Source organism: Vibrio cionasavignyae, from assembly GCF_050337155.1.
Lineage (GTDB): Bacteria > Pseudomonadota > Gammaproteobacteria > Enterobacterales > Vibrionaceae > Vibrio > Vibrio nomapromontoriensis.
In genome coordinates, this window is the sequence record NZ_JAKJSR010000017.1 from 156,904 (window position 1) to 182,795 (window position 25,892).

Here is a 25,892-nt window from a genome sequence, read left to right on the forward strand (position 1 = left end):
CCTTACTTGGCAAGATCATCCAGTTTAATCTGCAGCGCTTGGCTAGCATCTTGCGCTTGTTGCGCTTCAGTATAAGCAGTGTATGCAACATCACGTTCACCAGCGTTTATAGCAATGTCACCACGAAGCTCAGCCACTCGACCCGCCCACGCTTCATCAGTGATTTTGTCTAGTTCCACTCTTGCACCATCGATATTCTCTTGCTCAGCCATAATTCGTGCAATACGGTAAGTGACTAACGGAGAAACTGCCGCATCTTTGGTATTCGCTTGCGCCCACTGAAGTTGCACTAACGCTTGATCAAGCTCACCTGCTTCAACTTGAGCTTTTGCCAGTTGCAGCGCTGCTAGTACTGAATACTCTGTCGCCTTGCTCGTATCAATGAAGCTTTGAACTTCAGCACTGGCGTCAACGCCTTGTGCAGTAATTGCTTCTACTACGCTTGTATATTGTTCAGACGCTGCTTCTTGAGCTTGAATCGCTGAATCTTGGTAAAAACGCCAACCGAACAAGCCACCTAAACCAACGACAACACCTAATACAACGGCTTTGCCATTTTCTTGCCACCAATCTTTGATCGCTTCTACTTGTTGCTCTTCAGAATCGTAGAGTTCCACTTCCTGTCCTCTTAAAAATAATATCGTCACTGTCTAACAAAGAGATCGTTACTCAACCACCTCTTATTCGTTACCAAGACAGGACTTAAATAATATCTGCTAATTTAGCGGTTAACTCATTTAGCGCAACAGTTTCCTGCGTGCCACCTTGCAAATCTTTGACCACGACCGTGTTATCAGCCACTTCATTTTCGCCAAGCACAAGCGCGTAGACCGCACCTACTTTATCTGCTCGCTTAAATTGTTTCTTAAAGTTACCACCACCAAAGTGATTCATCACGCGAATACCTGGGATCGTTTCACGTAATTGCTCTGCCAATTTCACGCCTGCGATCATGGTTCCTTCACCAGACGTCACCACGTACGCATCAACGCTACGACGTACATCAGTCAGCTCCAATGTTTCCATCATAAGCACAAGGCGTTCTAGACCCATAGCAAAGCCGACTGCTGGCATTGCTTTGCCACCAAGTTGCTCTACAAGACCATCGTAGCGTCCACCGCCACAAACCGTGCCTTGCGCGCCTAAGCTATCAGTAATCCACTCAAATACTGTTCGATTGTAGTAATCTAAACCACGAACCAAACGTTGGTTTACCGTATAGGCAATACCCGCTGCGTCTAACAGTTCACATAGACCTGAGAAATGTGCTTTAGACTCCTCGTCTAGGTAATCCGCCAGTTCCGGTGCATCGACTAAAATCGCTTGAACATCTTGGTTCTTGCTATCAAGCACGCGCAAAGGGTTAGTATGCATGCGACGTTTGCTGTCTTCATCCAACACATCAATATGCTGCTCTAAGTGAGCAATCAAAGCAGTACGATAGTTGGCACGAGCCTCAAGTGAACCGATAGAATTAAGTTCTAAACGAACATGTTCATGAATGCCCAGCTCACGCCATAGACGTGCTGTCATCATGATCAATTCAGCATCGACATCAGGGCCATCAAGACCAAAAACTTCTACACCACATTGGTGGAATTGACGGTAACGACCTTTCTGTGGACGTTCATGACGAAACATGGGGCCCATGTACCATAAACGCTGCTCTTGGTTATAAAGCAAGCCATTTTCAATCCCTGCACGTACACATCCAGCAGTCCCTTCTGGGCGCAGTGTCAGGCTATCGCCATTACGGTCCTCAAAGGTGTACATTTCTTTTTCTACCACGTCGGTGACTTCACCAATCGCACGGCGGAATAAGTTTGTCATCTCAACAATCGGCATGCGGACTTCATTGTAGCCGTATGCACTGACAACTTGTTTAACCGTATTCTCTACTTTTTGCCAAAGAGGAGATTGTGTAGGAAGGCAGTCATTCATGCCTCGTATTGCTTGTATAGTTTTTGCCACAGTTAAATACCGTTATCGTTGAGATTATTTGTCGTCTATCTGACTAATATTGATTCGATTGTTTTCGTCTAAAATCGAGGCTTTCGCGCGAATTTTAGCTTCTAACTTACTAATAAGATCATCGTTGTCTAAGCGCTCTTTTTGACGTTTACCATCTTCGTAAAAAGCACTTTTTTTGTTACTGCCTGCTAACCCTAAGTGAGATACTTCAGCTTCGCCAGGACCATTCACCACGCATCCAATGATCGAAACGTCCATTGGTGTAATGATATCTTCTAAGCGCTGTTCCAGTGCATTCACGGTGCCAATAACGTCGAATTCTTGGCGAGAGCAACTTGGGCAGGCGATGAAGTTAATACCACGAGAGCGAATTCGCAGTGATTTAAGAATATCAAAGCCAACTTTAATTTCTTCTACCGGATCGGCCGCTAACGAAATTCGCAGCGTGTCACCGATACCTTCAGCTAACAGCATACCGAGACCAACAGAAGATTTAACCGCACCAGCTCGTGCGCCACCCGCTTCGGTAATGCCTAAGTGCAAAGGCTGATCAATTTTCTTTGCTAGCAATCGGTAAGAGTCAACCGCAAGAAAAACATCGGATGCTTTTACGCTGATCTTGAATTGATCAAAGTTCAGGCGATCTAAAATATCCACGTGACGCATAGCAGACTCCACCAACGCTTCAGGTGTTGGTTCGCCATACTTCATTTGAATATCTTTTTCTAAAGATCCGCCATTCACACCAATTCGAATAGGAATATTGTTATCTCGAGCACAGTCGACCACTGAGCGAATACGTGCTTCGTTGCCGATGTTACCAGGGTTAATCCGCAAGCAATCGACACCATACTCTGCCACCTTTAAGGCAATCCGATAATCAAAATGAATATCGGCAACTAATGGAATCGACACTTGCTTCTTAATTTCTCGAAAGGCTTCTGCAGCATCCATAGTTGGAACAGAAACGCGGACAATATCTGCCCCGACATTTTCCAACGCTCGGATCTGAGCAACAGTCGCTTGCACGTCTGTTGTACGCGTGTTTGTCATGGATTGAACGGCGATTGGTGCGCCGTCACCGATAGGTACATCACCCACATAAATACGCGTAGATGGGCGACGTTTAATTGGAGATTCGTGATGCATATTGATTTCTAAGGTAAGGTGAATCGAGCTACTTTGCCTGAAGTATACCCAGAAAGGTCGACAGGTTCACTCGCAAATGTCATAGAAACCTTTTCTGGAGCGCCTAAGATGATTTTAAATGGTGCTTTACCATTCACATCAACTAGCTCTCCCGGCTTCTTGATTCCTGTCGTCACGGTTTTTCCATTGGCATCTTTAACTTGGATCCAACAATCACCTTTAAACGACATGGTTAAATTGGTTAATCCGTTCTCAACTGTTTTTTTTTCTTTCGCTTGTACTGTGGCCGACTCTTTTACATCGGTGTCCGTCGTTACCGCATCATCAGCTTCAACAACAGCATCTGCGACAGTAGCTGGCTGATCTTGCGCCGCTTTCGTCTCTGAACTTTCTAGTACAGCGGAAACATCAAGCGTTTTAACTTGTTCGGTTGCCTCAGCAGGCAAGGTATCAAACGTGGTGTCTTGTGCTGTATCAGGCTCGAAGTTCGTCTCTGCGACTTCCGCTGCAGGCTCACTGGTATCCGCAATTTCAGACAAGGTGTCTTTTTGTTGATTTTGCAGCCACCAAACCGATGAAATGCCGATAATGACCGCAAAAATGCCCCACGTGAGCTTCATGATTCGGCTATCGTGTTTTTCTTTGTTCGTTTTTTGCGAGAAGCTTTGCATCTCTTGTTCACTGTGCTGAGCTTCGCCATGATGGTCAATCGCCCCCAGCACTTCTTTTTCTTCTACACCCACTGCTTTGGCATAGGAGCGAAGGTAACCTCGGGTAAAGGTTGCCACAAGCTCACCATCGAATTCATTGGATTCAATTTTTTGAATAATCGCAACTCGCAAACGGAGTCGATCAGCAATCTGCTTTTGAGTCAGCCCTAATGCTTCTCGCTTTTGCTTTAAAATGGTTCCAGCTAAGACAACGTCTTTTTCTTCTAGGACACGCTCTGTACTTTGATTGCTATCTGTACTCATTAATTCTGTACTTCTTATGGTTGTGACTGAGATTCACACACGCTTATTTCATTTTATTTATCGGTGTTTACGTATCATCAATCTAGTAAATCGTATGCACTAACTGTATGTACAGCCTAGTCCCTAATGGTCATCGTCGACACTACATCCATTGTTAAAATAGTCGACATTAAAAATACGTTTGCACGTTGAGAATTTTTCTCAATATCTGAGATATACCATCTCTAATGCCCCATGATAGTCGATTCTATTCATGAGTTAAAATAACCAATCGTAAATCAATGCGAATACTGACTATTTTGATTAAAAAATAACAATACTTACCTTGATCAGGCGACGCTTTGAACTATTTGATTAATAAAAACAATATTTGTTCCCTAATAGCAAAAATATTTGTATAGCTTTGTGGCAGCGATCGGATAATTTCGTCAGATTATTCACTCAGTCGTAAATACAAAAAAGCCAAGTCGAAACTTGGCTTTAGAGTGCGGTGCATTATAGCGTTTTAACCGGAATCTCTTCCGCGCCTTTTTGGCTGATTTGCTTAGTACGTTTTGTACGGTCAATCACATCACCCACTAACTGACCACAAGCTGCATCAATATCATCGCCACGTGTTTTTCGTACCGTGACCGTATAATCATACTGCATCAAGGTTTTCATGAAGCGATCAATTCGTGAATTGCTTGGCTTTTTATAAGGCGAACCTGGGTACGGGTTAAATGGAATCAAGTTAATCTTAGCTGGCGTGTCTTTTAGCAGCTCTGCTAATTCTCGCGCATGGTCCATGTCATCGTTAACATGATCAAGCAAAACATACTCAACTGTTACACGGCCGCGGTTTGCATTTGATGAAGCAATGTAGCGCTGAACAGAAGCTAAGAAATCTTGGATATCCCAACGATCATTGATAGGCATGATTTCGCTACGTAGCTTATCGTTTGGCGCATGCAGCGAAATAGCCAATGCGACATCAATATTACCTGTCATTTGATCAAGTCCAGAAACCACGCCTGAAGTCGATACCGTAATACGACGCTTTGATAACCCAAAACCCAGATCGTCAAGCATTAGCTCTAGTGCTGGTAGCAAGTTCTTCATGTTAAGAAGTGGCTCGCCCATTCCCATCATCACGACGTTAGTGATAGGACGACGACCGGTTTCTTTTTGTAAGCCAATTTCTCTCGCCGCACGCCAAACCTGTCCAATAATCTCAGACACTTTTAGATTACGGTTAAAGCCTTGTTGAGCCGTAGAGCAAAATTTACACTCAAGCGCACATCCGACTTGGGATGATACACACAATGTCGCTCGATCTTCGTCTGGAATATAAACCGTTTCAACATCTTGGTCGCCTACTCGCATCGCCCATTTAATGGTGCCGTCCGATGAGTGCTGAGCTTCTGAAACAGTTGGGGCTTTGATTTCAGCCACTCTCAACAACTTCTCACGAAGCTTTTTGTTGATGTTGTTCATTTTCTCAAAGTCATCACAACCGAAATGGTAGATCCACTTCATTACCTGATCAGCACGAAAGGCTTTTTCGCCGAGCTCTTCTTGAAAAAACTTACGCAAGCCCTTGCGATCAAAATCGAGTAGATTGACTTTTTGTACGGTCATGTTGCCTCTTAAATGACGAAGATTCTGTTAAGGGCGCGAATTGTACAGCCTTTAGGCTCCTGCAACAAGCGCTACAAAACCCTAAAATAATAAGGCTTTCATTTATAAGTGAACATTTTTTATACAAGCCAATGGTCAGGCAATAAAAAAGGAGGCTAGCGCCTCCTTTGTATTATCGCCTTCAATTAACGAGGGCAGATTTCTGACTCTGGAAAGAAGAATTCAATTTCGCGAGCCGCTGACTCAGGGCTATCTGAACCATGAACCGAGTTATAGCGCATGCTCAATGCGTAATCAGCACGTATCGTCCCACAGGCCGCTTCTTCTGGATTGGTTTTACCCATTAATTCACGGTAACGACTAATCGCATCTTCACCCTCTAACACTTGAACCATAATTGGTCCCGATGTCATGAATTCACGCAGCGCCGGAAAAAAAGGTTTTCCTTCATGTTCAGCATAAAAACCTTTGGCTTGCTCATCCGTTAAGCGAACCATCTTCGCCGCGACGATACTCAGACCAGCCTTCTCTATTCTGTGGTAGATCTCACCGATAAGGTTGCGCTCAACAGCATCGGGTTTAACGATTGAAAATGTTCTTTCTAGGGTCATCGTTCTTCCTTTCAGTTTTTGTAATCTATTGCTTTTTATTTCGCAATTTCTTGGCTTATGCCATTATTTTTTAGCTTGCTCTACTAGCAACCGAGCTAAGGTACGTGTTCCCATACCAGTCGCCCCCGCGGCCCACTTGTCTGAAGCAGACTTACGGTACGTGCCAGCACAATCAAAATGCACCCAGCCCTTTTGGTAGTCTTCAACAAAGTAAGACAAGAAAGCAGCTGCCGTACTAGCGCCTGGGGAGTAATCTCCGCTGCTAATATTAGACAGATCGGCAAAATTTGATGGCAACATATTACGGTGAAAATCAGCAAGTGGAAGCGGCCAAAGCCCTTCTTTCTCTTGATTAGCATTCGTCAGAGCTTGATGAGTCAACTCATCATCAAACGACATAATAGCGTGGTAGTCATTACCAAGCGCATTCTTCGCCGCGCCAGTTAATGTTGCACAGTCGATGATCATTTCTGGGTTTTGCTCGCTCGCAAAAATCAGACCATCGGCCAGTACCAAGCGGCCTTCAGCGTCAGTATTCATGATTTCTACTGTTTTGCCATTCTTATAGGTAATAACATCACCAAGCTTTAATGCTCTGCCTGACACCATGTTTTCAGCGCAACAAAGAATAAGCTTCACTCGCTTGTTTAAGCCACGAAGAATCGCTAACCCTAACCCGCCAGTAATGGTCGCTGCCCCACCCATGTCGGCCTTCATTGCCGTCATGAAGTTTGATGCTTTCAAACTATAACCACCGGAGTCAAAAGTAATCCCTTTACCGACTAAACAAGCGAACACTGGCGCTTCAGGATCACCGGTTGGGTTATAATCCAGTTGTAGCATGGCAGAAGTACGAGCAGATCCGCGACCGACTGCAAAAATGCCAGTCCAGCCTTCAGTCAGCAAGTCTTTATCTTTAACAATGCGGTAAGTGACATGCTCTGGCGCAGTGGATTTAATAAATTCAGCCGCCATAGTCGCAAGTTGACGAGGTGCGACTTCTTCCGCACTTTTATTAATAATATCGCGCGTCCAGTCGGAAGCTTTTATGCGAGCATTTAACTCATGAGTATCGGCCTCGCTTAAAGACGGAAGCTCTACGGATGTTGTCTTCTTAGGGTTACGATAACCTTGGTAAAAAGCCCAGGTAGCTTCTAAATCCCAGTTTTCACCCTGTAGACTCGCGCATGTGATGCCTTGCGAGTCCAATTTTCGAGCCGCTCTTTGAATAACATCTAAGTCTAGATTCTCGGCGAGATGAATTGTCGTACCTGACTCTGAATAAGAAAGAGTCGCACCTTCTCCCCATTGTGATGGTGCCATTTCTTGGCTCAGAAATACCGACAGTGCATTAGACATGGTTTCTCCTTGTCTGGTCCATTATATGTTTCGTCATATTGGTAACTATCGAGATGTTAGCATTATGTAGAGTCAATACCAATGACATGCCCATCCGAATTAATAACAATGTAACAACTGAATACAAAAAAACGGGCCATAGGCCCGTTTTCATCACAGTATGTCAAATAATCGACTTATTCGTACTCATCCATCCAGCATAATATGACGGCTTCTAGAATTTTTTCATTAGAACGATTAGGCTCATCATCAAACTCTTCTAAATCAAGAATCCACTGATGCAAATCGGTAAAACGAACCGTTTTAGGATCAGTGTCTGGAAACTTGTCACACAGCTCAATAGCAATATCACGTGAATCCGTCCATGTTAAACTCATAAGCTCTCCTTAGCAGACGCTTTAATGATCTTCTGATGCGTGATTAAGGGTATATTTAGGGATCTCAACAACCAAATCTTCATTCATCACTTTTGCTTGGCAGCCTAAACGAGACTCTGGCTCAAGACCCCATGCTTTATCCAGCATGTCATCTTCTAACTCATCACTTTCGTCAAGAGAGTCAAAACCTTCACGTACTACTATGTGACAAGTGGTACACGCACACGACTTTTCGCAAGCGTGTTCAATTCCGATGCCATTTTTTAGTGCAACGTCTAATACCGTTTCACCTGGCTTCGCTTCTAAAACTGCACCTTCTGGACACAGGTCCTCGTGAGGTAATACAACAATTTTTGGCATGACTACTTGGTCCTTACTTTTAAATATTGTCAACTGATTGACCAGCTAATGCTTCTCGGATGGATTTATCCATACGACGAGAGGCAAAATCTTGGCTGGCTTTATCAGTGTCTTTAATACCTTGCTCAATAGCATCAGCGTTGTCGCCATTGCGTAATTGAATCAGTGCTTCTATCGCGCTTACCAGCGCTTGTTTACCTGCATCATCCAATAGTTCATCGCCATCAGCTTGCATTGCGGCAACTAATCCTTCAATCACTCGATCCGCTTCAACACGTTGCTCTGCTAGCGCTCGCGCTAACATGTCTTCTTTCGCGTACGTCATCGAGTCTTTCAACATGTTCGTGACTTCATCATCACTTAAACCATAAGAAGGCTTCACCTGGATTTCAGATTGCACACCTGTGCTTTTTTCCATCGCAGTCACTGACAGCAGACCATCAGCGTCGACTTGGTAGGTCACTCGAATATGCGCCGCACCCGCCGTCATTGGAGGAATGCCCTTTAAAGAAAAGCGCGCTAACGAACGGCAATCGTCGATCAGCTCACGTTCACCTTGCACAATGTGCACCGACATTGCCGTTTGGCCATCTTTAAATGTGGTAAATTCTTGTGCGCGAGCCACAGGGATTGTGGTGTTGCGCGGTACAATTTTCTCCACTAGTCCACCCATGGTCTCAATACCCAAAGACAGTGGAATCACATCTAGAAGCAGCATTTCTGAATCTGGTTTGTTACCCGCTAGAATATCCGCTTGAATCGCAGCGCCAATTGCCACCACTTCATCAGGGTTAATCGATGTTAATGGTGTTTTGCCAAAGAATTCACCTACCATTTCACGAACCAGTGGCGTGCGGGTAGATCCACCGACCATCACTGTTTCAAGAACTTGTTCCGCGTCGACTTCTGCATCACGTAACGCGCGACGACATGACATAAGCGTTTTCTTTAATAAAGGACGAACGATGTCATTAAATGTTGAGCGTGTGAGTTCACCTTGCCAACCGAGCACAGAAACCGAGGTGCTTTCCGCGTCACTTAAATCAATCTTTGCTTGGGTCGCCGCGTCAAGAAGCTCACGCTGTTGCGCCGACGTTAGCTCAGTGAGTCCAATGAGCGCTTGGAAGTGATCGGCAATAAGATGATCAAAATCATCGCCCCCTAGCGCAGAGTCACCGCCTGTTGCTAATACTTCAAATACCCCTTTTGATAAGCGTAAAATTGAAATATCAAATGTACCACCGCCTAAGTCATAAACGGCAATCACGCCTTCTTGACCACTATCTAGCCCATAGGCGATAGCCGCAGCAGTTGGCTCGTTAAGTAAACGAAGTACGTGCAAACCGGCAAGACTGGCCGCATCTTTGGTTCCGACCCGTTGAGCGTCATCGAAATAAGCAGGAACGGTAATGACAACACCAGCAAGCTCACCACCCAACGAGGCTTGGGCACGTTCAGCGAGTGTTTTCAGGATATCCGCAGACACTTGAATTGGGTTTTTATCTCCTGCAGCAGTTTGCAGAACAGGTAGCCCATTAGTACTTTCAGACAATAGATAAGGCAATGAAGGATAGCGAGCTTTTACATCAGCTAAAGAGCGTCCAAGTAATCGCTTAACCGACACGATCGTATTCTCTGGATCTTTGGATGCGTTATTTCTTGCATCGTAGCCAACGGTCACCTGATCTTGCGCATAGTGGACGACAGAGGGTAAGATCTTGTTGCCATGAGAATCCGCGAGCGTTGCCGCTTCGCCACTTCTTACGCTAGCCACGAGTGAGTTAGTTGTCCCTAAATCAATTCCTGCTGCCAGTTTGTGTTCGTGTGGTGCAGAACTTTGTCCCGGCTCTGCGATTTGAAGTAATGCCATTCAAATATCCTTGGAGGCTGTCATTAGCCAAGCAATTTTTCTTCTAACTGTTCAATTTCGTTTTGTAGCTTGGCGATAAATTTGAGTTTTCGAACGCTGTCTGCAGCGCTATCCCAACGAGCCTGTTCCAACTCATGAGTTAACTCGGTTAGATGCTCGTTAAACATTTTGCTTACCTGACGTTCAAAGTCAAAAAGTTCTTCTTCTGCATTCGCTGAACTTGCTATGTCTTCGAGTGTTTCGCGAAGTTCCATTTGTTCCATAAGAAACATTGGGTCTTGAAGGGTTTTATGCTCGCCGCGAATATCGATACCATTTTCGGACAGTAAGTACTCTGCTCGAGAGATGGGACGTCGCAACACTTCATACGCATCGTTAATCTGCGCCGCCTTTTGCACCGCTAATAATCGGTCTCGCTCGGAAGCTGAGGCAAAATTATCGGGGTGAAAACGCTTTTGAAGCTCAAGAAACTGGGAAGAAAGAAGGCTACCGTCCAGAGAAAACTGAACAGGTAGCCCAAAAAGATCAAAATGATTCATATCGTATGACTCGTATTATTGGAGCTCAGAGTACTGAGCTCCTTATCGGTTAAACGTTGAAACTTTCACCACAACCACACTCGCCTTTTGCGTTAGGGTTGTTGAATTCAAAACCTTCGTTTAAACCTTCTTTTACGTAATCCAATTCTGTTCCATCTAGATAGACAAGGCTTTTAGCATCAATGATGACTTTTACACCAGCGTGTTCAAATACCTCATCACCATCGTCTAGATCATCAACGAACTCAAGCACGTACGCCATTCCTGAACACCCAGTGGTTTTCACACCCAAGCGTAAACCAAGGCCTTTACCACGGTTATCGAGAAATGTTTTTACGCGACTTGCTGCTGCGTCTGTCATGGAGATGGCCATACTACAACCTTATCTTTTAATCTATTGAATCAATTTTTTAGGTATTAACCTAGAATTTAGTCGTGCTTTTTCTTGTAGTCAGCAACGGCAGCTTTAATCGCGTCTTCGGCAAGGATAGAACAGTGCACCTTAACGGGTGGCAACTCTAACTCGTCTGCAATCTCTGAATTCTTAATTGCTGCGGCTTCGTCCACTGACTTGCCTTTCACCCACTCAGTCACAAGTGAACTCGACGCAATAGCTGAACCACAGCCGTAGGTTTTAAACTTAGCATCTTCGATAATACCTTCCGGTGTTACCTTGATTTGCAGCTTCATTACATCACCACACGCTGGAGCACCAACCATGCCGCTACCGACGTTTGGATCATTCTTATCAAATGAACCTACGTTACGTGGGTTCTCATAGTGATCAATTACTTTTTCGCTGTAAGCCATAATATTTTCCTCGAATCCTCTATATCCTTGAGATTAGTGGTGTGCCCACTCAACCGTATCTAGGTCAATCCCTTCGTTATACATATCCCATAGAGGAGACATGTCGCGTAACTTGTTCACTGCTGTTTTGATTTGCTCAATGGCATAATCAATTTCTTCTTCTGTCGTAAAGCGACCAAAGGAAAAACGTACAGAGCTATGTGCAAGTTCATCATTTAAGCCGAGTGCTCGAAGCACATAAGAAGGCTCTAGGCTGGCAGATGTACATGCAGAACCCGATGAAACTGCAAGATCTTTCAATGACATCAGTAGTGACTCACCTTCAACAAAAGCAAAGCTGATGTTCAAGTTATGTGGGACACGCATGTCTAAGTCGCCATTAACTGTCACGGCTTCAAGACCTTTCACACCAGCATAGAGACGCTCGCTCAGTGCTTTTGCATGCTCGTAATCTTTCTGCATATCTTGTTTAGCAATAGCAAACGCTTCGCCCATACCCACAATTTGGTGAGTCGCTAATGTGCCAGAGCGGAAACCTCGTTCGTGACCGCCACCGTGCATTTGCGCTTCTAAGCGAATGCGTGGCTTACGACGGACGTATAGTGCGCCGATACCTTTAGGGCCATAAACCTTGTGTGCAGAAAGCGAAATTAAGTCCACTTTCATTTCTTGCACATCGATAGGCAATTTTCCCGCTGATTGAGCAGCATCAACGTGAAAAATGATCTTTTTGCTACGACATAACTCTCCCATCGCAGCAATGTCTTGAATAACACCAATTTCGTTATTTACATGCATGATAGACACTAATACCGTATCTTCACGCATCGCCGCTTCTAGCTTAGCAAGATCAATGATACCGTTTGTTTCTGGCTCTAGGTAAGTCACCTCAAAGCCCTCACGCTCTAGCTGGCGGCATGGATCCAAAACGGCTTTATGTTCAGTTTTGCAGGTAATAACGTGCTTACCTTTCTTGCCATAAAAATGTGCTGCACCTTTAATCGCAAGGTTATCTGATTCTGTTGCGCCCGATGTGAAAACAATTTCACGAGGGTCTGCATTCAGCAAATCTGCAATTTGCTCACGTGCATTATCTACTGCTTCTTCTGCCTGCCATCCATAACGGTGCGAACGCGACGCTGGGTTACCAAACGTTCCGTCCATTGTCATGAATTTCACCATCTTATCAGCAACACGAGGGTCTACTGGACAAGTGGCAGAGTAGTCTAAATATATAGGCAGTTTCATTCTTTACTCCAATGTAAAAGCAACACTACTTACGAGCGAACATTAATGCCGATGGGGGCAGCGTTATTATTTTTTCTGGAAAACCCATTATTGACCGTAAGATCTATGTCTTGACGGTCTGAAATTTCAAGGACTTCATTATCAACCATCAACTCACCAAGAGTGATATTGTTTAGGAAGTCGCTAATACGAGAACTTAAATCTCGCCATAACGTGTGAGTGAGACAACGAGTACCGCCTTGGCAATCACCTTTGCCAGCGCATTTGGTTGCATCGACCGACTCATCCACAGCGGCGATAACCGTACCAATGGAAATGTCGGCGCCGTCAGTACCTAGGCGGTAACCTCCACCAGGACCACGGACACTTGAGACTAGTCCGGCTTTACGCAGTTTAGAAAACAGCTGTTCTAAGTAAGAAAGGGAAATCCCTTGACGCTCAGAAATATCGGCCAGCGGGACTGGGCTTTGCTGTGAGTGCAGCGCGACATCGAGCATCGCTGTTACTGCGTATCTTCCTTTTGATGTTAATCTCATATCACACGTTTCCACATTGTCTTTGTGGAATCAATTTTTTCATACCTGACTATTTTAATCAAGTATTTATTTGACTAAAATAGTCAGGTATTCATCCACACACTTAAGGTGGTTATTTTTTACCCGCGAGCATTCTATCAATAGATGTCAAAATACCACGCAAGGTATTGATTTCTTGAGATTCAGGACGAGCCCTACTAAATAGTCTACGTAGCTTATTCATGACAAGGTTAGGCTTATCCTTAGAGATGAACTGGGTATCCGTAATCACATTTTCAAGGTGTTGGTAGAATAATTCCAACTCTTTATGGCGCGGATAATCAGGTTCATCTTGAGCAGGATACTGCTGGCTCTCTCTATCTAGGTGAGCAACACGAACTTCGTAGCTTAACGTTTGAACCGCCATCGCTAAGTTCAACGAGCTGTATTCAGGGTTAGCCGGAATGCAGGTATGAAAATGACACAGCTGCAGTTCATCATTAGTAAGACCGGTACGCTCGCGTCCAAAGACTAACGCTACTGGGTGCTTTTCACCTTCAATAGCAAAACGTTGTCCACATTCACGTGGCTCAATCATAGGCCAATCTAATGTGCGAGAGCGTGCGCTTGAGCCCACAACCAACCCACAGTTTTCGACCGCTTCTTCTAATGAGGAGACAATTGTTGCACCCAAGGCGATATCACTCGCACCTGCGGCTAACGCGACAGCTTGCGCGTCTACTTCACATTGAGGATCAACTAACACCATCTGGCTTAATCCCATGACTTTCATCGCACGAGCTGCAGAGCCTATATTTCCAGAATGAGAAGTTCCGACGAGAATGATCTTAACGTTGTCTAGCATTGTCAAATAGCACCAAGATTACAAAACCGCCGAATAATAACATAAACCTGACTAAAATAGTCAGGGTCTTTTTATTCACACGAATGACAGGACAAAAAATAACCACTTCCCTTTTCCCCAATCTTTGATATACTCGCCGCCGCTTTTTGTTCTTTAACATCCGTTGGGAAAATTCGTATGCATCCAATGCTAAATATCGCTATACGCGCTGCGCGTAAAGCTGGCAACCATATTGCTAAATCACTTGAAAACACTGACAACATTGAGTCAGTACAGAAAGGCACTAATGACTTTGTTACTAACGTAGACAAAGAAGCTGAAGCACTCATTATCCATACTATTCAAACTTCTTACCCTGAGCACAGCATTGTTGCTGAGGAAAGCGGTATGATTGAAGGTAAAGATAGTGATGTTCAATGGATCATCGACCCACTGGATGGCACCACTAACCTTATCAATGGTCTACCACACTTCTGTGTTTCTATTGCTGTTCGTATGAAGGGCAGAACAGAAGTTGCATGTGTTTATGACCCAATGCGTAACGAGCTATTTACTGCACAACGTGGTTCTGGCGCTCAACTTAACAACGCTCGTATTCGCGTAACGCCTCTAAAAGATCTTAAAGGTACCATCATCGGTACTGGCTTCCCTTACAAGCAAAAGCAGCATTCTGAAAGCTATTTCAAAATCATGTCTTCAATGTTTGTTGAGTGTTCTGATTTCCGTCGTACTGGTTCTCCAGCGCTTGACCTTTGCTACCTAGCTGCTGGTCGTGTCGATGGTTACTTCGAACTAGGTCTTAAGCCTTGGAACATGGCTGCTGGCGATCTGATTGCTCGTGAAGCTGGCGCGATTGTCACTGACTTTGCTGGCGGCACCGACCACATGAAGTCTGGCAACATCGTAGCGTCTAGCGCTCGTGGTGTTAAATCCATGCTTAAGCACATTCGTGAAAACTCAAATGAAGGTATGCTTAAGTAATTTCGCATTACTTAGCATTCACTGCATTTCTCAAATCCCAGCCTTAAGGCTGGGATTTTTTGCATCTAGCGTTAAGAAATATCTCACTTAAATAACTGTCTCGTCCTCAAAGTGTAAACACATTTCAGGACGGGACAAACAAGCAAAAAAAGGCCGCTCATTTTGAGCGGCCTTTTTGATAGCAATCGAAAATACTTATGGCATTTCGTCTAGCTCTTCGCCTTCTTTCTCTATTTGCGTTGGCATTAGGTGTTCACGTTGAATACCCAGTTTCAGCGCCAGCGCTGAAGCAACATAAATAGAAGAGTAAGTACCAACCGTGATACCAAGCAGTAGTGCAAGTGCAAAACCATGTATCATTGCACCGCCTTGCGTAAACAATGCGATGACTACGAACAACGTCGTACCCGAGGTAATTAACGTACGGCTCAATGTTTGTGTGATTGAATTATTCATCACCTCAGACGGCTCACCTTTACGCATTTTTCGGAAATTCTCACGAATCCGGTCAAATACTACAATCGTATCATTGAGGGAGTAACCTACAACGGTCAGCAACGCTGCCACTATGGTTAAGTCCACTTCAATCTGCAGTAAAGAGAAAATACCTAGGGTAATAATAACGTCATGAGCCAAGGCCATTACAGCACCAGCAGCAAGACGCCATTCAAATCGTATAGATACGTAAATCAAAATACAGATTAGGGAGACTAAAATCGCTAGACCACCAGCCTCTGTGAGCTCATCGCCGACATTCGGGCCGACAAACTCGATGCGACGCATCTCAACGCTTTCACCTGTTCCTTGCTGGATCGCGCTTAAAATTTGGTTGCCCAACGCTTCTGCTTGCACTCCATCACGTGGGCGTAGACGTACCATCACATCACGTGAAGAACCAAAGTTTTGTACCGTTGCATCGCCAAACCCTTCCGCATCCAATGCACTTCGTACATCTTCAAGGTTAGCTGGTTGCTCGAAACCCACTTCAATCAGCGTACCGCCGGTAAAGTCTAAGCCCCAGTTCAGCCACTTAGTAGATAGGGTAAATATTGCAGCAGCAATCATCGCAATGGAAAACATGAATGCTACTTTTGACCAACGCATAAAGTCGATCGTTTTGTCTGCTTTCATTATCTCAAACATAACTATTTCCTAGATCGACAGTTTCTTAACACGTTTGCCGCCATATACCAGATTCACTAAGCAGCGAGTACCAATAATTGCAGTAAACATTGAGGTAATAATACCGATTGAAAGTGTCACAGCGAAGCCTTTGATAGCACCCGTGCCGACAGCAAACAATATAATAGCGGTAATAAGCGTAGTGATGTTGGCATCGGCAATGGTACTAAATGCATTGGCGTAACCTTGATGGATCGCTTGTTGAGGATTACGTCCCTCTTTTAGCTCTTCCCGGATCCGCTCAAAAATCAGTACGTTCGCATCTACCGCCATACCGACGGTCAGTACAATACCGGCAATACCGGGAAGCGTCATTGTCGCGCCGGGTATCATTGACATCACACCAATAATTAGGACGATGTTAGCCATTAATGCACAGTTAGCGAATAGACCAAAACCACGGTAGTACACCAAAGTAAAGAGCATCACAGCAATCATACCTGTGATACACGCCATGATACCCATATCGATATTCTGCTGACCCATTGATGGACCAATAGTTCTTTCTTCAACAATCGAGATAGGCGCAATCAACGCACCAGCACGAAGCAATAATGCTAAGTTATGCGCTTCAGCAGCAGAGTCGATACCTGTAATACGGAAGTTACGACCTAGCGCTGACTGAATCGTAGCTTGGTTGATAACTTCTTCATGCTTATCGAGAATGACCTTGCCTTCAGGTGTACGTTTACCACTGTCCTTGTACTCTGCAAATACCGTCGCCATAAGCTTACCGATATTTTGACGAGAGAACGCCGCCATTTTGTTACCACCTTCACTATCAAGTGAGATGTTTACTTGTGGGCGACCATATTCATCCGCACTTGAACTCGCATCAGTAATGCTTGCTCCACCAAGGATAATACGTTTTTTCAGAACGGCAGGACGACCATCACGGTCAAACTTGATTTCACTGCCAGCAGGCGCTCGGCCACTAGCTGCAGCGGCTAAATCTGCACTACTGTCAACTTCACGGAATTCAAGCGTCGCGGTTGCACCAAGAATTTCTTTTGCTCGGGCAGTATCCTGAACACCAGGTAGCTCAACCACAATACGACTTGCGCCCTGACGCTGCACCAAAGGTTCAGCAACACCGAGTTCATTCACACGATTTCGTAGAATAGTGATGTTTTGTTCAACAGCGTAATTACGTATTTCTTGCAGGCGAGTTTCTTTAAAGCGAGCAACAATAGCAAAGCGACCGTTTGAGTCTGAATCAAAAAAGTCCATATCAGGGTGTTGCGATTCAAGTACGGCTTTGGCTTGTGCCAATTGCTCTGCATCACGAAGTAGGACTTCTACCCCATCTTTACCAGAGGGACGAATAGAGCGATAACGAATGCGGTCTTCACGTAATTCACTTCGAAATGCTTCTTCTTGTTGTCCAACCAACTTTTCCATCGCAGCGTCCATGTCAACTTCCATTAAGAAGTGAACACCACCACGAAGGTCTAGACCCAGTTTCATGGGCGCGGCACCAATAGCTTCTAACCAATGAGGTGTAGCAGGCGCTAAGTTGAGAGCAACAATGGAGTCTTTGCCTAACGCTTCGCTGATCACGTCACGTGCACTAATTTGAGTATCAGTATTGTTAAAACGAACTAAAATAGAGCCGTTTTCTAAGGCAATAGACTTATGAGAGAGCTGCTCTTTATCGAGAGCTTGAGTGACAGTATCCAGCGTCGACATATCAACAGAGGCGCCACGCGCCCCTGTAATTTGAATAGCCGGATCTTCACCGTATAGGTTGGGAAGCGCATATAATGCTGCGATAGCAATGGCAAAAATCACCATTAAGTACTTCCACAGAGGATAACGGTTTAGCACAGCGAGGATCCTTTAGCTGTTTTTATAGAGACTTCAGCGTACCTTTTGGTAGCACTGCAGTGATGAAATCTTTCTTGATAACCACTTCGTTGTTATCGTTTAGTGCGATAGCAATGTAGTCGTTGTCTTCAGCGATCTTAGTAATTTTACCGATTAAACCACCGTTGGTCAGAACTTCATCGCCTTTGCCCATTGAAGACATTAGGTTTTTATGCTCTTTTGCACGTTTTGCTTGTGGACGGTAAATCATGAAGTAAAAAATTACCGCAAACATACCAAGCATAATTAACATTTCAAAACCACCGCCTTGTGGAGCGGCTTCAGCAGCGTAAGCTGAACTAATCAAACTCATTGGAAAACATCCTCGTTAAATGTAAATACATATCCAAAATTGGGCTATCCCCTTATCTTTTCAAGAAGCAAACCGTAACTCAATGTTTCTTCGCCTGTTCGGAGCACAAAAAGTGTGACCCAGCGCTAGGATTTGTCACCAGTTGCAAGGATAGCCTTAAAATTAACCAACTATTTCATATCAATTGGTATTACTTCGCGGTCGCGACGTGCGTAAAACTCTTGAACAAATTCATCAAAACGGTCTTCGTCAATCGACTTACGGATACTTTCCATCAGACGCTGATAGTAACGAAGGTTGTGAATAGTGTTCAGACGTGCACCCAAAATTTCGTTACAGCGATCAAGATGATGCAAGTACGCTTTTGAGTAATTCTTACAGGTGTAACAATCACATTCAGGGTCCAATGGCGTCGTATCCGTCTTATGCTTTGCATTACGGATCTTGATAACGCCACCAGTGACAAATAAGTGACCATTACGTGCATTACGCGTTGGCATAACGCAATCGAACATATCAATACCTCGGCGAACACCTTCAACGAGATCTTCCGGTTTACCTACACCCATTAGGTAGCGAGGTTTATCTTCTGGAAGTTTTGGCGTTGTGTGCTCGAGAACGCGATGCATATCTTCTTTAGGTTCACCTACCGCTAAACCACCAACCGCATACCCGTCGAAGCCAATATTCGTTAAGCCTTCAACTGAAACGTCACGTAAATCTTCGTAAACGCCACCTTGAACAATACCAAACAACGAATTCGTGTTCTCTAGCTTATCGAAGTGGTCACGAGAACGTTGTGCCCAACGTAGTGACATTTCCATGGATTTCTTCGCTTCATCATGCGTAGCAGGATACGGCGTACACTCATCAAAGATCATTACAACATCAGAGCCAAGGTCTTTTTGAATCTCCATTGACTTTTCAGCATCCATGAAGACTTTGTCACCATTTACCGGGCTACGGAAATGAACGCCTTCTTCTGTGATCTTACGCGTTGCGCCTAAGCTAAAGACTTGGAAACCGCCTGAATCAGTCAAGATTGGACCTTGCCAGTTCATAAAGTCATGCAAGTCACCGTGCAGCTTCATGATTTCTTGACCAGGACGAAGCCAAAGGTGGAAAGTATTACCAAGCAGAATTTCTGCTCCAGTATCTTTAACCTCTTCCGGCGTCATGCCTTTCACAGTACCGTAAGTACCCACTGGCATAAATGCAGGGGTCTGCACTGTCCCACGTTCAAACGTTAATTGACCACGACGCGCGTGACCATTTTTCTTTTTAAGTTCGTATTGTAATTTCACGAAGCCTCCAATTCGCCAGAGACACAGTCTGACTCAATATCAAAACGCACTAACAAGCGTAGCTTGTCGCACTCGATTGCGCCGACATTTCTGCCAAGCGCTTACTGGTATTCCTTACCTAAACTCTCACTGGCTCCTTGAGTGAAATTAAACCTCTTGATGCCGCTCGTTAGTTTACTTTTTTGGTAATAAACATCGCATCACCGTAGCTAAAGAAACGGTACTGGTTATCTACGGCATGCTGATAAGCCGCCATCACATTCTCATAGCCAGCAAATGCGCTCACTAGCATGATCAACGTCGATTCTGGCAAGTGAAAATTGGTAACTAGGCAGTCAACAACTTGATATTCATAGCCTGGGAAGATGAAAATTTCAGTATCGCCAAAAAATGGCGCGAGCTCTGTCCCTTTCGCTTTAGCATCTTGGGCTGCACTTTCTAAAGAGCGTACCGATGTTGTTCCAACCGCAATCACTCTGCCACCATTCGCTTTAGTTTCAGCAATGGCTTTAACCACTTCATCGGTCACTTCAACATATTCAGAATGCATGTGGTGATCGTGAATATTATCTACGCGAACAGGTTGAAAGGTGCCCGCGCCAACATGCAAAGTCACGTAAGCGAAGTTCACGCCTTTCGCTTTAATATCTGCCAAGACTTTATCATCAAAATGAAGCCCTGCTGTTGGGGCTGCGACAGCCCCCGGTTTCTCATTGTAAACGGTTTGGTAGCGCTCTTTATCAGTATCCTCATCAGGACGATCAATGTAAGGAGGTAATGGCATGTGACCGATGTCGTTTAACACTTCCAACACCGTTTTCTCTGATTGAATTTCAATTTCAAACAGGGCGTCGTGTCTTGCTACCATGATAGCTTGATAGTCGTCATTTTCACCAAGAAGCAGCTCTGTGCCTACTTTCGGTGATTTAGAGCAACGTACATGAGCCAATAGGCGCTTATCATCAAGCATACGCTCAACCAACACTTCCAACTTGCCGCCAGACGCTTTGCGTCCAAACATTCTCGCAGGGATAACTCGAGTATTGTTAAACACCAGTAGATCACCGGGTTGAACAAGGCTGGCAATATCAGTAAAGGTTTTATCAGCCACTTCACCTGTATTACCAGTGAGCTGTAATAATCGGCTCGCACTACGTTCAGCGGTGGGATAACGAGCAATGAGCTCATCAGGTAGGTCGAAGTGAAAATCTGAAACTTGCATAACACCCATCTTTGTTGATCTATGACATAAAGAGCGAAAAATTTCGCAGCCGCTAAGTATAGGCTTACAGCATGGAATAGCAAGTTGAACAAGGTTAATCGTGTTGTATTTTTAAGCAAATTATCGCCACGTGACAATCACTACAATTTTGCGATCCATTTTTAATGATTCGCATCAAAAAATGACCGAGTTCTCAACTTTATTGCTGCGATAATTCTATAGTTAAAATAGACAATCAAAATGAGTTGGAGGCCCTCTATGATTAAGGTCGAAGATATGATGACCCGCAACCCTCACACCCTTTTGCGGTCTCACTCCCTTGCCGATGCCAAGCACATGATGGAAGCGCTCGATATCCGGCATATCCCTATAATCGATGCCCATAAACAACTATTAGGTATCGTTTCTCAGCGCGATTTACTCGCGGTTCAAGAATCCATCTTGCAACGCATTCCTAGCGATCAATCTTACACGCTCTCTACACCTATTAGCGATTTCATGCATGTTAACATCATGACCATAGAGCCTAGAGCTGGTCTTCGTGAAAGTGCCATGTACATGCAAAAACACAAAGTTGGCTGTTTACCAGTCGTTAAGAAAGGAGAATTAGTCGGAATTATCACAGACAGTGATTTTGTCGCAATTGCTATCAATTTACTGGAATTACAAGAAGAAGCAGAACCAGAAGAAAGTGATGTGGAGCCAGTACAAAGCGTCACTGAATAAAGGTAATGTACGCTTTATACTGAGTAAGCGAGTAAGCCGGTAAAAGAGATAAGTAGGTAAACGAGATAAGTAGGTAAATAAATAGGTTGGTATATCCTTATGCCAACCACGCTCACGTAAATACGCATCTACGTGAGCATGCATTACTGCGTTTAAAGCAGTTCAGATACCACATCGGCAAGGTGCATAAATGACTCACGCCTTGACGAACTCGGTCTCCACACCAAACCAATCTCTCGATGTGCTTGCTGGCCTGGTGGTTCTATGACGATTAAATTTTGATTGTCTAGCAAACCATGTTCAATCGCCATTTGCGGTATAAACGTCGTCCCTAAACCGTTGGCAACCATTTGCACTAAGGTATGCAAACTGGTGGCGCTAAATGGGTTAATTTTTTCCTTTTTTGTCAGCTTACAAGCCGACACCGCATGCTCCGTTAAGCAATGCTCATTTTCAAGTAGAAACACCGATTCATCGGGGAGATCATCATATTTAATTGGCACCTGAATGCGATCAGCCTGTGTTCTGCTGATCACCATTTTAAAAGGGTCCTGCCCAACAATACAGCGCTCCATATTGCCGATTTCCATCGGCAGCGCCAAGATCAAAACATCTAATTCGCCATGCTTTAATGCCGCCAGTAAATTCGAAGTCGTATCCTCTCTGAGCAATAAATTGAGTTGCGGATACCGTGCATTCACCTCTTGAACTAAATCACACAGTAGAAAGGGAGCGATGGTGGGGATACACCCCAGCTTAATCTGCCCTTGCATCGCATCACCTTGACAAAAATCGCCCAGCTCTATCAAATCCTGCCCTTTCGCTAGCAGCTCTCTTCCTTGCTTGACGACCATCTCCCCTGCTTGAGTGAACACTAACGGACTTTTCTTATCCTTTTTTTCATAAAGAGGACAACCAATTAGCTCTTCAAGGTTTTGAATCCCCTTACTTAAGGTCGATTGACTTACAAAGCAACGCTCGGCCGCCTCACTAAAATGCCGAGTTTCACTGAGGGTCACTAGGTAATGGATTTGTTTTAAACTGGGCCATTTATTCATATTTACTGCCTACTTTTTTCGCTGCATTCAAAAAAGGAATGAGCAAGAACGACTCATCGTTTTTTTCGATTAAATCAATCTATTATTTTCGCTTTTTTCAATACTACAATGTGTACTATAGTTTGTCTCGTACAAACACGGACCAAACCGAACACGGTTTGAATTAACCTATTTTAGGAGCAAAAAAATGGTACTAGTTGGTCGTCAAGCCCCAGACTTTACTGCAGCAGCTGTTCTTGGTAACGGCGAAATCGTTGATAACTTCAACTTCGCTGAATTCACTAAAGGTAAAAAAGCAGTTGTTTTCTTCTACCCACTAGATTTCACGTTCGTTTGCCCATCTGAACTTATCGCGTTTGATAACCGTCTAGCTGACTTCCAAGCTAAAGGCGCAGAAGTTATCGGTATTTCTATCGATTCTCAGTTCTCTCACAACGCATGGCGTAACACTGCTATCGAAGATGGCGGTATCGGTCAAGTTAAGTACCCTCTAGTTGCTGACGTTAAGCACGAAATCTGCAAAGCATACGACGTCGAGCACCCAGAAGCTGGTGTTGCATTCCGTGGTTCTTTCCTAATTGATGCTGACGGTCTTGTTCGTCACCAAGTAGTGAACGATCTTCCACTTGGCCGTAACATTGATGAAATGCTACGCATGGTAGACGCACTAAACTTCCACGAGAAGAATGGTGAAGTTTGTCCAGCACAATGGGAAGAAGGCAAAGCAGGTATGGACGCATCTCCAAAAGGTGTTGCAGCATTCCTATCTGAGCACGCAGAAGACCTATCTAAATAATTGAAACCTTCCGCCCCATGCTCACGGGGTTGTTGGTTGGAAATAATAAAGCGGAAACCGCAGCCAATCATTGAAGAGAATTTCAGTTAGCCGAATACAAGCCCGAGTTTTTACTCGGGCTTTTCTCATTTATTGCTCCGCGATAATCATCCCCAGCTAGTATCTCCCTCACGAGACGGCTATATTAGTTACCTCTTGAATTTGTGGACCATACAATGACCAGTCAACTGATGCCCTATCAACTAGAAGTTTGTATCGACAATATTGAATCGCTACGGTATGCCGTAGAAGGCGGCGCCACTCGCATAGAACTTTGCTCCTCACTGGCATTAGGCGGTCTTACTCCTAGCGCTGGCTTTATGATGCAAGCCGCGAAACTAAGTCAAGTACCCGTTTACGCCATGATTCGCCCTCGACAAGGTGACTTTCTCTATAACCAACAAGAAATTGACGTAATGGCGCAAGACATCATCATTGCCGCCAATATGGGCATGGATGGCGTAGTATTAGGGCTCTTAACACACGATGGTCACCTCGATTTAGAGAACTTGAACAGACTGGTTTCACAAGCCCAACAGCTCGGCTTAGGCGTCACTTTTCATCGTGCTTTTGACCAATGCGCCAATGCTAAAGACGCTCTTGAACAAATTATCACTCTTGGCTGTGAACGAGTACTCACTTCAGGACTCGCGAACTCCGCGCTAGCGGGTATAGAGTGTTTAAGCCAGCTGCACCTTCAAGCAAAAGGTCGTATCAAGATTATGGCTGGCGCGGGTATATCGCCTGATAATGTCACACACATCATTCAAACAACTGGTATCACAGAGCTACATTTATCAGGTAAAACCATTCGAAATAGCCTCATGTCGTTTCATGCACCACAAGCCAAAATGGGTGCTGAAAATACCGACGATTATGCGCTACCAATTACCGATACAAACACAATTACCAATATGGTAACTATGATTCGCGCGGCTGTATCCCTAGATTAAGTAGAAGGGGGCTTAGTCCACTATACTGACAATTTCAGCACTGACTACGCATGAGATAAGACAACGATGCCACATCAAAATTTTTATAACATCGATCTTAATTTGCTTCGCACCTTCCTGGTACTTATGCAGGAAAAAAACATGCGTAAGAGTTCTGAACGCCTGTTTGTTTCTCAACCTGCCATTAGTCAGACCTTACAAAAGCTTAGACACCACTTTAACGACGAACTGTTTGTTAAAGTAAGGCACGGATTAGAACCAACACCATTTGCTCAAAACCTTGCACGGGCGATTAGCCCACACTTAAATAACCTAGAATCCGCGTTAGGAAAGCTCCATGAGTTCTCGCCTAAAGAACTCACTGGCACCATGAAAATCGCCTTATCTCCCCATATCCTCTCTACGATTACCGGAACGCTGTTCACAGCACTGCGTGAAGATGCACCCCACCTCAATATTGAGCTGGTTAACTGGGGCCACAATACCAACGAGGATATTCAAAAGGGGGATGTTTTTTATGGGGTACATTATGATTTAGATGGCATTTCAAAAGAAATTTGCCGAACTCAGTTAACAGCAATAGAGGGTAGAGTCATTGTTAGAAAGAACCACCCTGTACAACAAAATATCACGACACCTCAAGCTTTCGATGGCTTTGAGATAGCGTCTCAACTTCTTCCAGGCTTCAATGACAATGTCTGCATTGCCGCTAATATTCTTAATTCTCTTGGTTGTAAAACTCGTGTGGGTTTTCGCTCAGAAGTACTCTTAGCGCTTATCGACGTTGTTCGAAATACCGATTTTGTCCTACCTCATTCAAACCTTTTTCCAATCAAGCACTTTCCTGAGCTTCGCGCTGTCACTATTCTCCTTAACGATAAAATCCCCCGTTATGACCTGTATAGTTACACTCATAATAAGGACCGCAATGCGCAAACTAAAAAATGGTTAGACTCCGTCATGACGAACGCCGTTGAACAGCAAATTTCTTTAAACTCCGCATTACATTGCCAGTAAGTCGGGACGACACACCCCTACTCCACGCCGTCTGGTCATATCTGTGCCTTATTACACTCATAAGCAATACTGTTTAGTTTCATCAAACCCAGCGATTTACACTACGTCTCACCTTCTACTTAAGTCAAAGGAACGACAAGAAGTTAAGTCTTATTTACTTACGTGGT

The 25,892-nt window shown here is 44.4% G+C and carries 27 protein-coding genes; 5 read left to right on the forward strand and 22 right to left on the reverse strand.

Features of this window, described 5'->3' with window-relative positions; genetic code table 11:
* Positions 1–2: 2 nt before the first annotated feature.
* From L4D74_RS14150 to trmJ, 16 genes are all read right to left on the reverse strand, one after another.
* Positions 3–617: a YfgM family protein gene (locus L4D74_RS14150; RefSeq protein WP_428752731.1), complete on the reverse strand. Its 615-nt coding sequence runs from the start codon at positions 615–617 to the stop codon at positions 3–5.
* An 85-nt stretch (positions 618–702) separates the two neighbouring features.
* A complete protein-coding gene (gene hisS / locus L4D74_RS14155) occupies positions 703–1,971 on the reverse strand; it encodes a histidine--tRNA ligase (RefSeq protein WP_428752732.1) in 1,269 nt (422 codons plus the stop codon).
* Between the two features lie 24 nt (positions 1,972–1,995).
* The gene (gene ispG / locus L4D74_RS14160; protein WP_265676074.1) at positions 1,996–3,120 is read right to left on the reverse strand and encodes a flavodoxin-dependent (E)-4-hydroxy-3-methylbut-2-enyl-diphosphate synthase; all 1,125 of its coding nucleotides are present in this window, start codon (positions 3,118–3,120) and stop codon (positions 1,996–1,998) included.
* A gap of 8 nt (positions 3,121–3,128) precedes the next feature.
* The gene (gene rodZ, locus L4D74_RS14165; RefSeq protein ID WP_428752733.1) at positions 3,129–4,094 is read right to left on the reverse strand and encodes a cytoskeleton protein RodZ; all 966 of its coding nucleotides are present in this window, start codon (positions 4,092–4,094) and stop codon (positions 3,129–3,131) included.
* A gap of 495 nt (positions 4,095–4,589) precedes the next feature.
* Entirely contained in the window at positions 4,590–5,714 is a 1,125-nt protein-coding gene (rlmN, locus tag L4D74_RS14170) for a dual-specificity RNA methyltransferase RlmN (protein ID WP_428752735.1), read from the reverse strand.
* Positions 5,715–5,899: 185 nt separating this feature from the next.
* Positions 5,900–6,325 (reverse strand): nucleoside-diphosphate kinase, encoded by a 426-nt coding sequence (gene ndk, locus L4D74_RS14175; RefSeq protein ID WP_428752737.1) that lies wholly within the window; start codon positions 6,323–6,325, stop codon positions 5,900–5,902.
* Between the two features lie 63 nt (positions 6,326–6,388).
* A complete protein-coding gene (pepB, locus tag L4D74_RS14180; protein ID WP_428752738.1) occupies positions 6,389–7,684 on the reverse strand; it encodes an aminopeptidase PepB in 1,296 nt (431 codons plus the stop codon).
* A 176-nt stretch (positions 7,685–7,860) separates the two neighbouring features.
* The gene (gene iscX / locus L4D74_RS14185) at positions 7,861–8,061 is read right to left on the reverse strand and encodes a Fe-S cluster assembly protein IscX (protein ID WP_428752739.1); all 201 of its coding nucleotides are present in this window, start codon (positions 8,059–8,061) and stop codon (positions 7,861–7,863) included.
* A 21-nt stretch (positions 8,062–8,082) separates the two neighbouring features.
* Positions 8,083–8,421: an ISC system 2Fe-2S type ferredoxin gene (gene fdx / locus L4D74_RS14190; protein ID WP_428752741.1), complete on the reverse strand. Its 339-nt coding sequence runs from the start codon at positions 8,419–8,421 to the stop codon at positions 8,083–8,085.
* Between the two features lie 19 nt (positions 8,422–8,440).
* Positions 8,441–10,291 (reverse strand): Fe-S protein assembly chaperone HscA, encoded by a 1,851-nt coding sequence (gene hscA / locus L4D74_RS14195; RefSeq protein WP_428752743.1) that lies wholly within the window; start codon positions 10,289–10,291, stop codon positions 8,441–8,443.
* A 23-nt stretch (positions 10,292–10,314) separates the two neighbouring features.
* Complete coding sequence (gene hscB, locus L4D74_RS14200) at positions 10,315–10,830, reverse strand: co-chaperone HscB (protein ID WP_428752744.1); 516 nt, start codon at positions 10,828–10,830, stop codon at positions 10,315–10,317.
* Positions 10,831–10,879: 49 nt separating this feature from the next.
* A complete protein-coding gene (gene iscA / locus L4D74_RS14205) occupies positions 10,880–11,203 on the reverse strand; it encodes an iron-sulfur cluster assembly protein IscA (protein ID WP_265676082.1) in 324 nt (107 codons plus the stop codon).
* Between the two features lie 56 nt (positions 11,204–11,259).
* The gene (gene iscU / locus L4D74_RS14210) at positions 11,260–11,640 is read right to left on the reverse strand and encodes a Fe-S cluster assembly scaffold IscU (RefSeq protein ID WP_265676083.1); all 381 of its coding nucleotides are present in this window, start codon (positions 11,638–11,640) and stop codon (positions 11,260–11,262) included.
* A gap of 33 nt (positions 11,641–11,673) precedes the next feature.
* On the reverse strand, positions 11,674–12,888 hold the full coding sequence (locus L4D74_RS14215; RefSeq protein WP_428752746.1) for an IscS subfamily cysteine desulfurase: 1,215 nt from the start codon (positions 12,886–12,888) through the stop codon (positions 11,674–11,676).
* Between the two features lie 29 nt (positions 12,889–12,917).
* Positions 12,918–13,424: a Fe-S cluster assembly transcriptional regulator IscR gene (gene iscR, locus L4D74_RS14220; RefSeq protein ID WP_265676085.1), complete on the reverse strand. Its 507-nt coding sequence runs from the start codon at positions 13,422–13,424 to the stop codon at positions 12,918–12,920.
* Positions 13,425–13,536: 112 nt separating this feature from the next.
* On the reverse strand, positions 13,537–14,268 hold the full coding sequence (gene trmJ / locus L4D74_RS14225; RefSeq protein WP_428752747.1) for a tRNA (cytosine(32)/uridine(32)-2'-O)-methyltransferase TrmJ: 732 nt from the start codon (positions 14,266–14,268) through the stop codon (positions 13,537–13,539).
* A 177-nt stretch (positions 14,269–14,445) separates the two neighbouring features.
* Here trmJ and suhB point away from each other — a divergent pair, with 177 nt between their 5' ends.
* Positions 14,446–15,249, forward strand: a complete 804-nt coding sequence (gene suhB / locus L4D74_RS14230) for an inositol-1-monophosphatase (RefSeq protein WP_265676087.1) — start codon at positions 14,446–14,448, stop codon at positions 15,247–15,249.
* A 195-nt stretch (positions 15,250–15,444) separates the two neighbouring features.
* Here suhB and secF read toward each other — a convergent pair whose 3' ends face one another.
* The 5 genes from secF to queA form a co-directional block, all read right to left on the reverse strand.
* Complete coding sequence (gene secF / locus L4D74_RS14235) at positions 15,445–16,392, reverse strand: protein translocase subunit SecF (RefSeq protein WP_428752749.1); 948 nt, start codon at positions 16,390–16,392, stop codon at positions 15,445–15,447.
* 9 nt (positions 16,393–16,401) lie between these two features.
* A complete protein-coding gene (gene secD / locus L4D74_RS14240) occupies positions 16,402–18,258 on the reverse strand; it encodes a protein translocase subunit SecD (RefSeq protein ID WP_428752750.1) in 1,857 nt (618 codons plus the stop codon).
* Positions 18,259–18,280: 22 nt separating this feature from the next.
* Positions 18,281–18,610 (reverse strand): preprotein translocase subunit YajC, encoded by a 330-nt coding sequence (gene yajC / locus L4D74_RS14245; protein ID WP_265676090.1) that lies wholly within the window; start codon positions 18,608–18,610, stop codon positions 18,281–18,283.
* A 170-nt stretch (positions 18,611–18,780) separates the two neighbouring features.
* Positions 18,781–19,914, reverse strand: a complete 1,134-nt coding sequence (tgt, locus tag L4D74_RS14250; RefSeq protein WP_428752751.1) for a tRNA guanosine(34) transglycosylase Tgt — start codon at positions 19,912–19,914, stop codon at positions 18,781–18,783.
* A 169-nt stretch (positions 19,915–20,083) separates the two neighbouring features.
* Positions 20,084–21,136 (reverse strand): tRNA preQ1(34) S-adenosylmethionine ribosyltransferase-isomerase QueA, encoded by a 1,053-nt coding sequence (gene queA, locus L4D74_RS14255; protein ID WP_428752752.1) that lies wholly within the window; start codon positions 21,134–21,136, stop codon positions 20,084–20,086.
* A 258-nt stretch (positions 21,137–21,394) separates the two neighbouring features.
* Between queA and L4D74_RS14260 the strand changes: the two genes are divergently transcribed.
* The gene (locus tag L4D74_RS14260) at positions 21,395–21,862 is read left to right on the forward strand and encodes a CBS domain-containing protein (protein WP_428752753.1); all 468 of its coding nucleotides are present in this window, start codon (positions 21,395–21,397) and stop codon (positions 21,860–21,862) included.
* A 152-nt stretch (positions 21,863–22,014) separates the two neighbouring features.
* On the opposite strand, the gene L4D74_RS14265 is transcribed toward L4D74_RS14260, so the two are convergent.
* A complete protein-coding gene (locus L4D74_RS14265) occupies positions 22,015–22,920 on the reverse strand; it encodes a hydrogen peroxide-inducible genes activator (RefSeq protein WP_428752754.1) in 906 nt (301 codons plus the stop codon).
* A gap of 187 nt (positions 22,921–23,107) precedes the next feature.
* Between L4D74_RS14265 and L4D74_RS14270 the strand changes: the two genes are divergently transcribed.
* The 3 genes from L4D74_RS14270 (at position 23,108) to L4D74_RS14280 (ending at position 25,725) form a co-directional block, all read left to right on the forward strand.
* Positions 23,108–23,716 carry a peroxiredoxin C gene (locus L4D74_RS14270; RefSeq protein WP_250618263.1) on the forward strand — a complete coding sequence of 203 codons (609 nt, stop codon included), beginning with the start codon at positions 23,108–23,110 and terminating at the stop codon, positions 23,714–23,716.
* Positions 23,717–23,946: 230 nt separating this feature from the next.
* A complete protein-coding gene (locus tag L4D74_RS14275; RefSeq protein ID WP_428752783.1) occupies positions 23,947–24,708 on the forward strand; it encodes a copper homeostasis protein CutC in 762 nt (253 codons plus the stop codon).
* 66 nt (positions 24,709–24,774) lie between these two features.
* Positions 24,775–25,725 (forward strand): LysR family transcriptional regulator, encoded by a 951-nt coding sequence (locus L4D74_RS14280; protein WP_428752756.1) that lies wholly within the window; start codon positions 24,775–24,777, stop codon positions 25,723–25,725.
* Positions 25,726–25,892 lie beyond the last annotated feature (167 nt).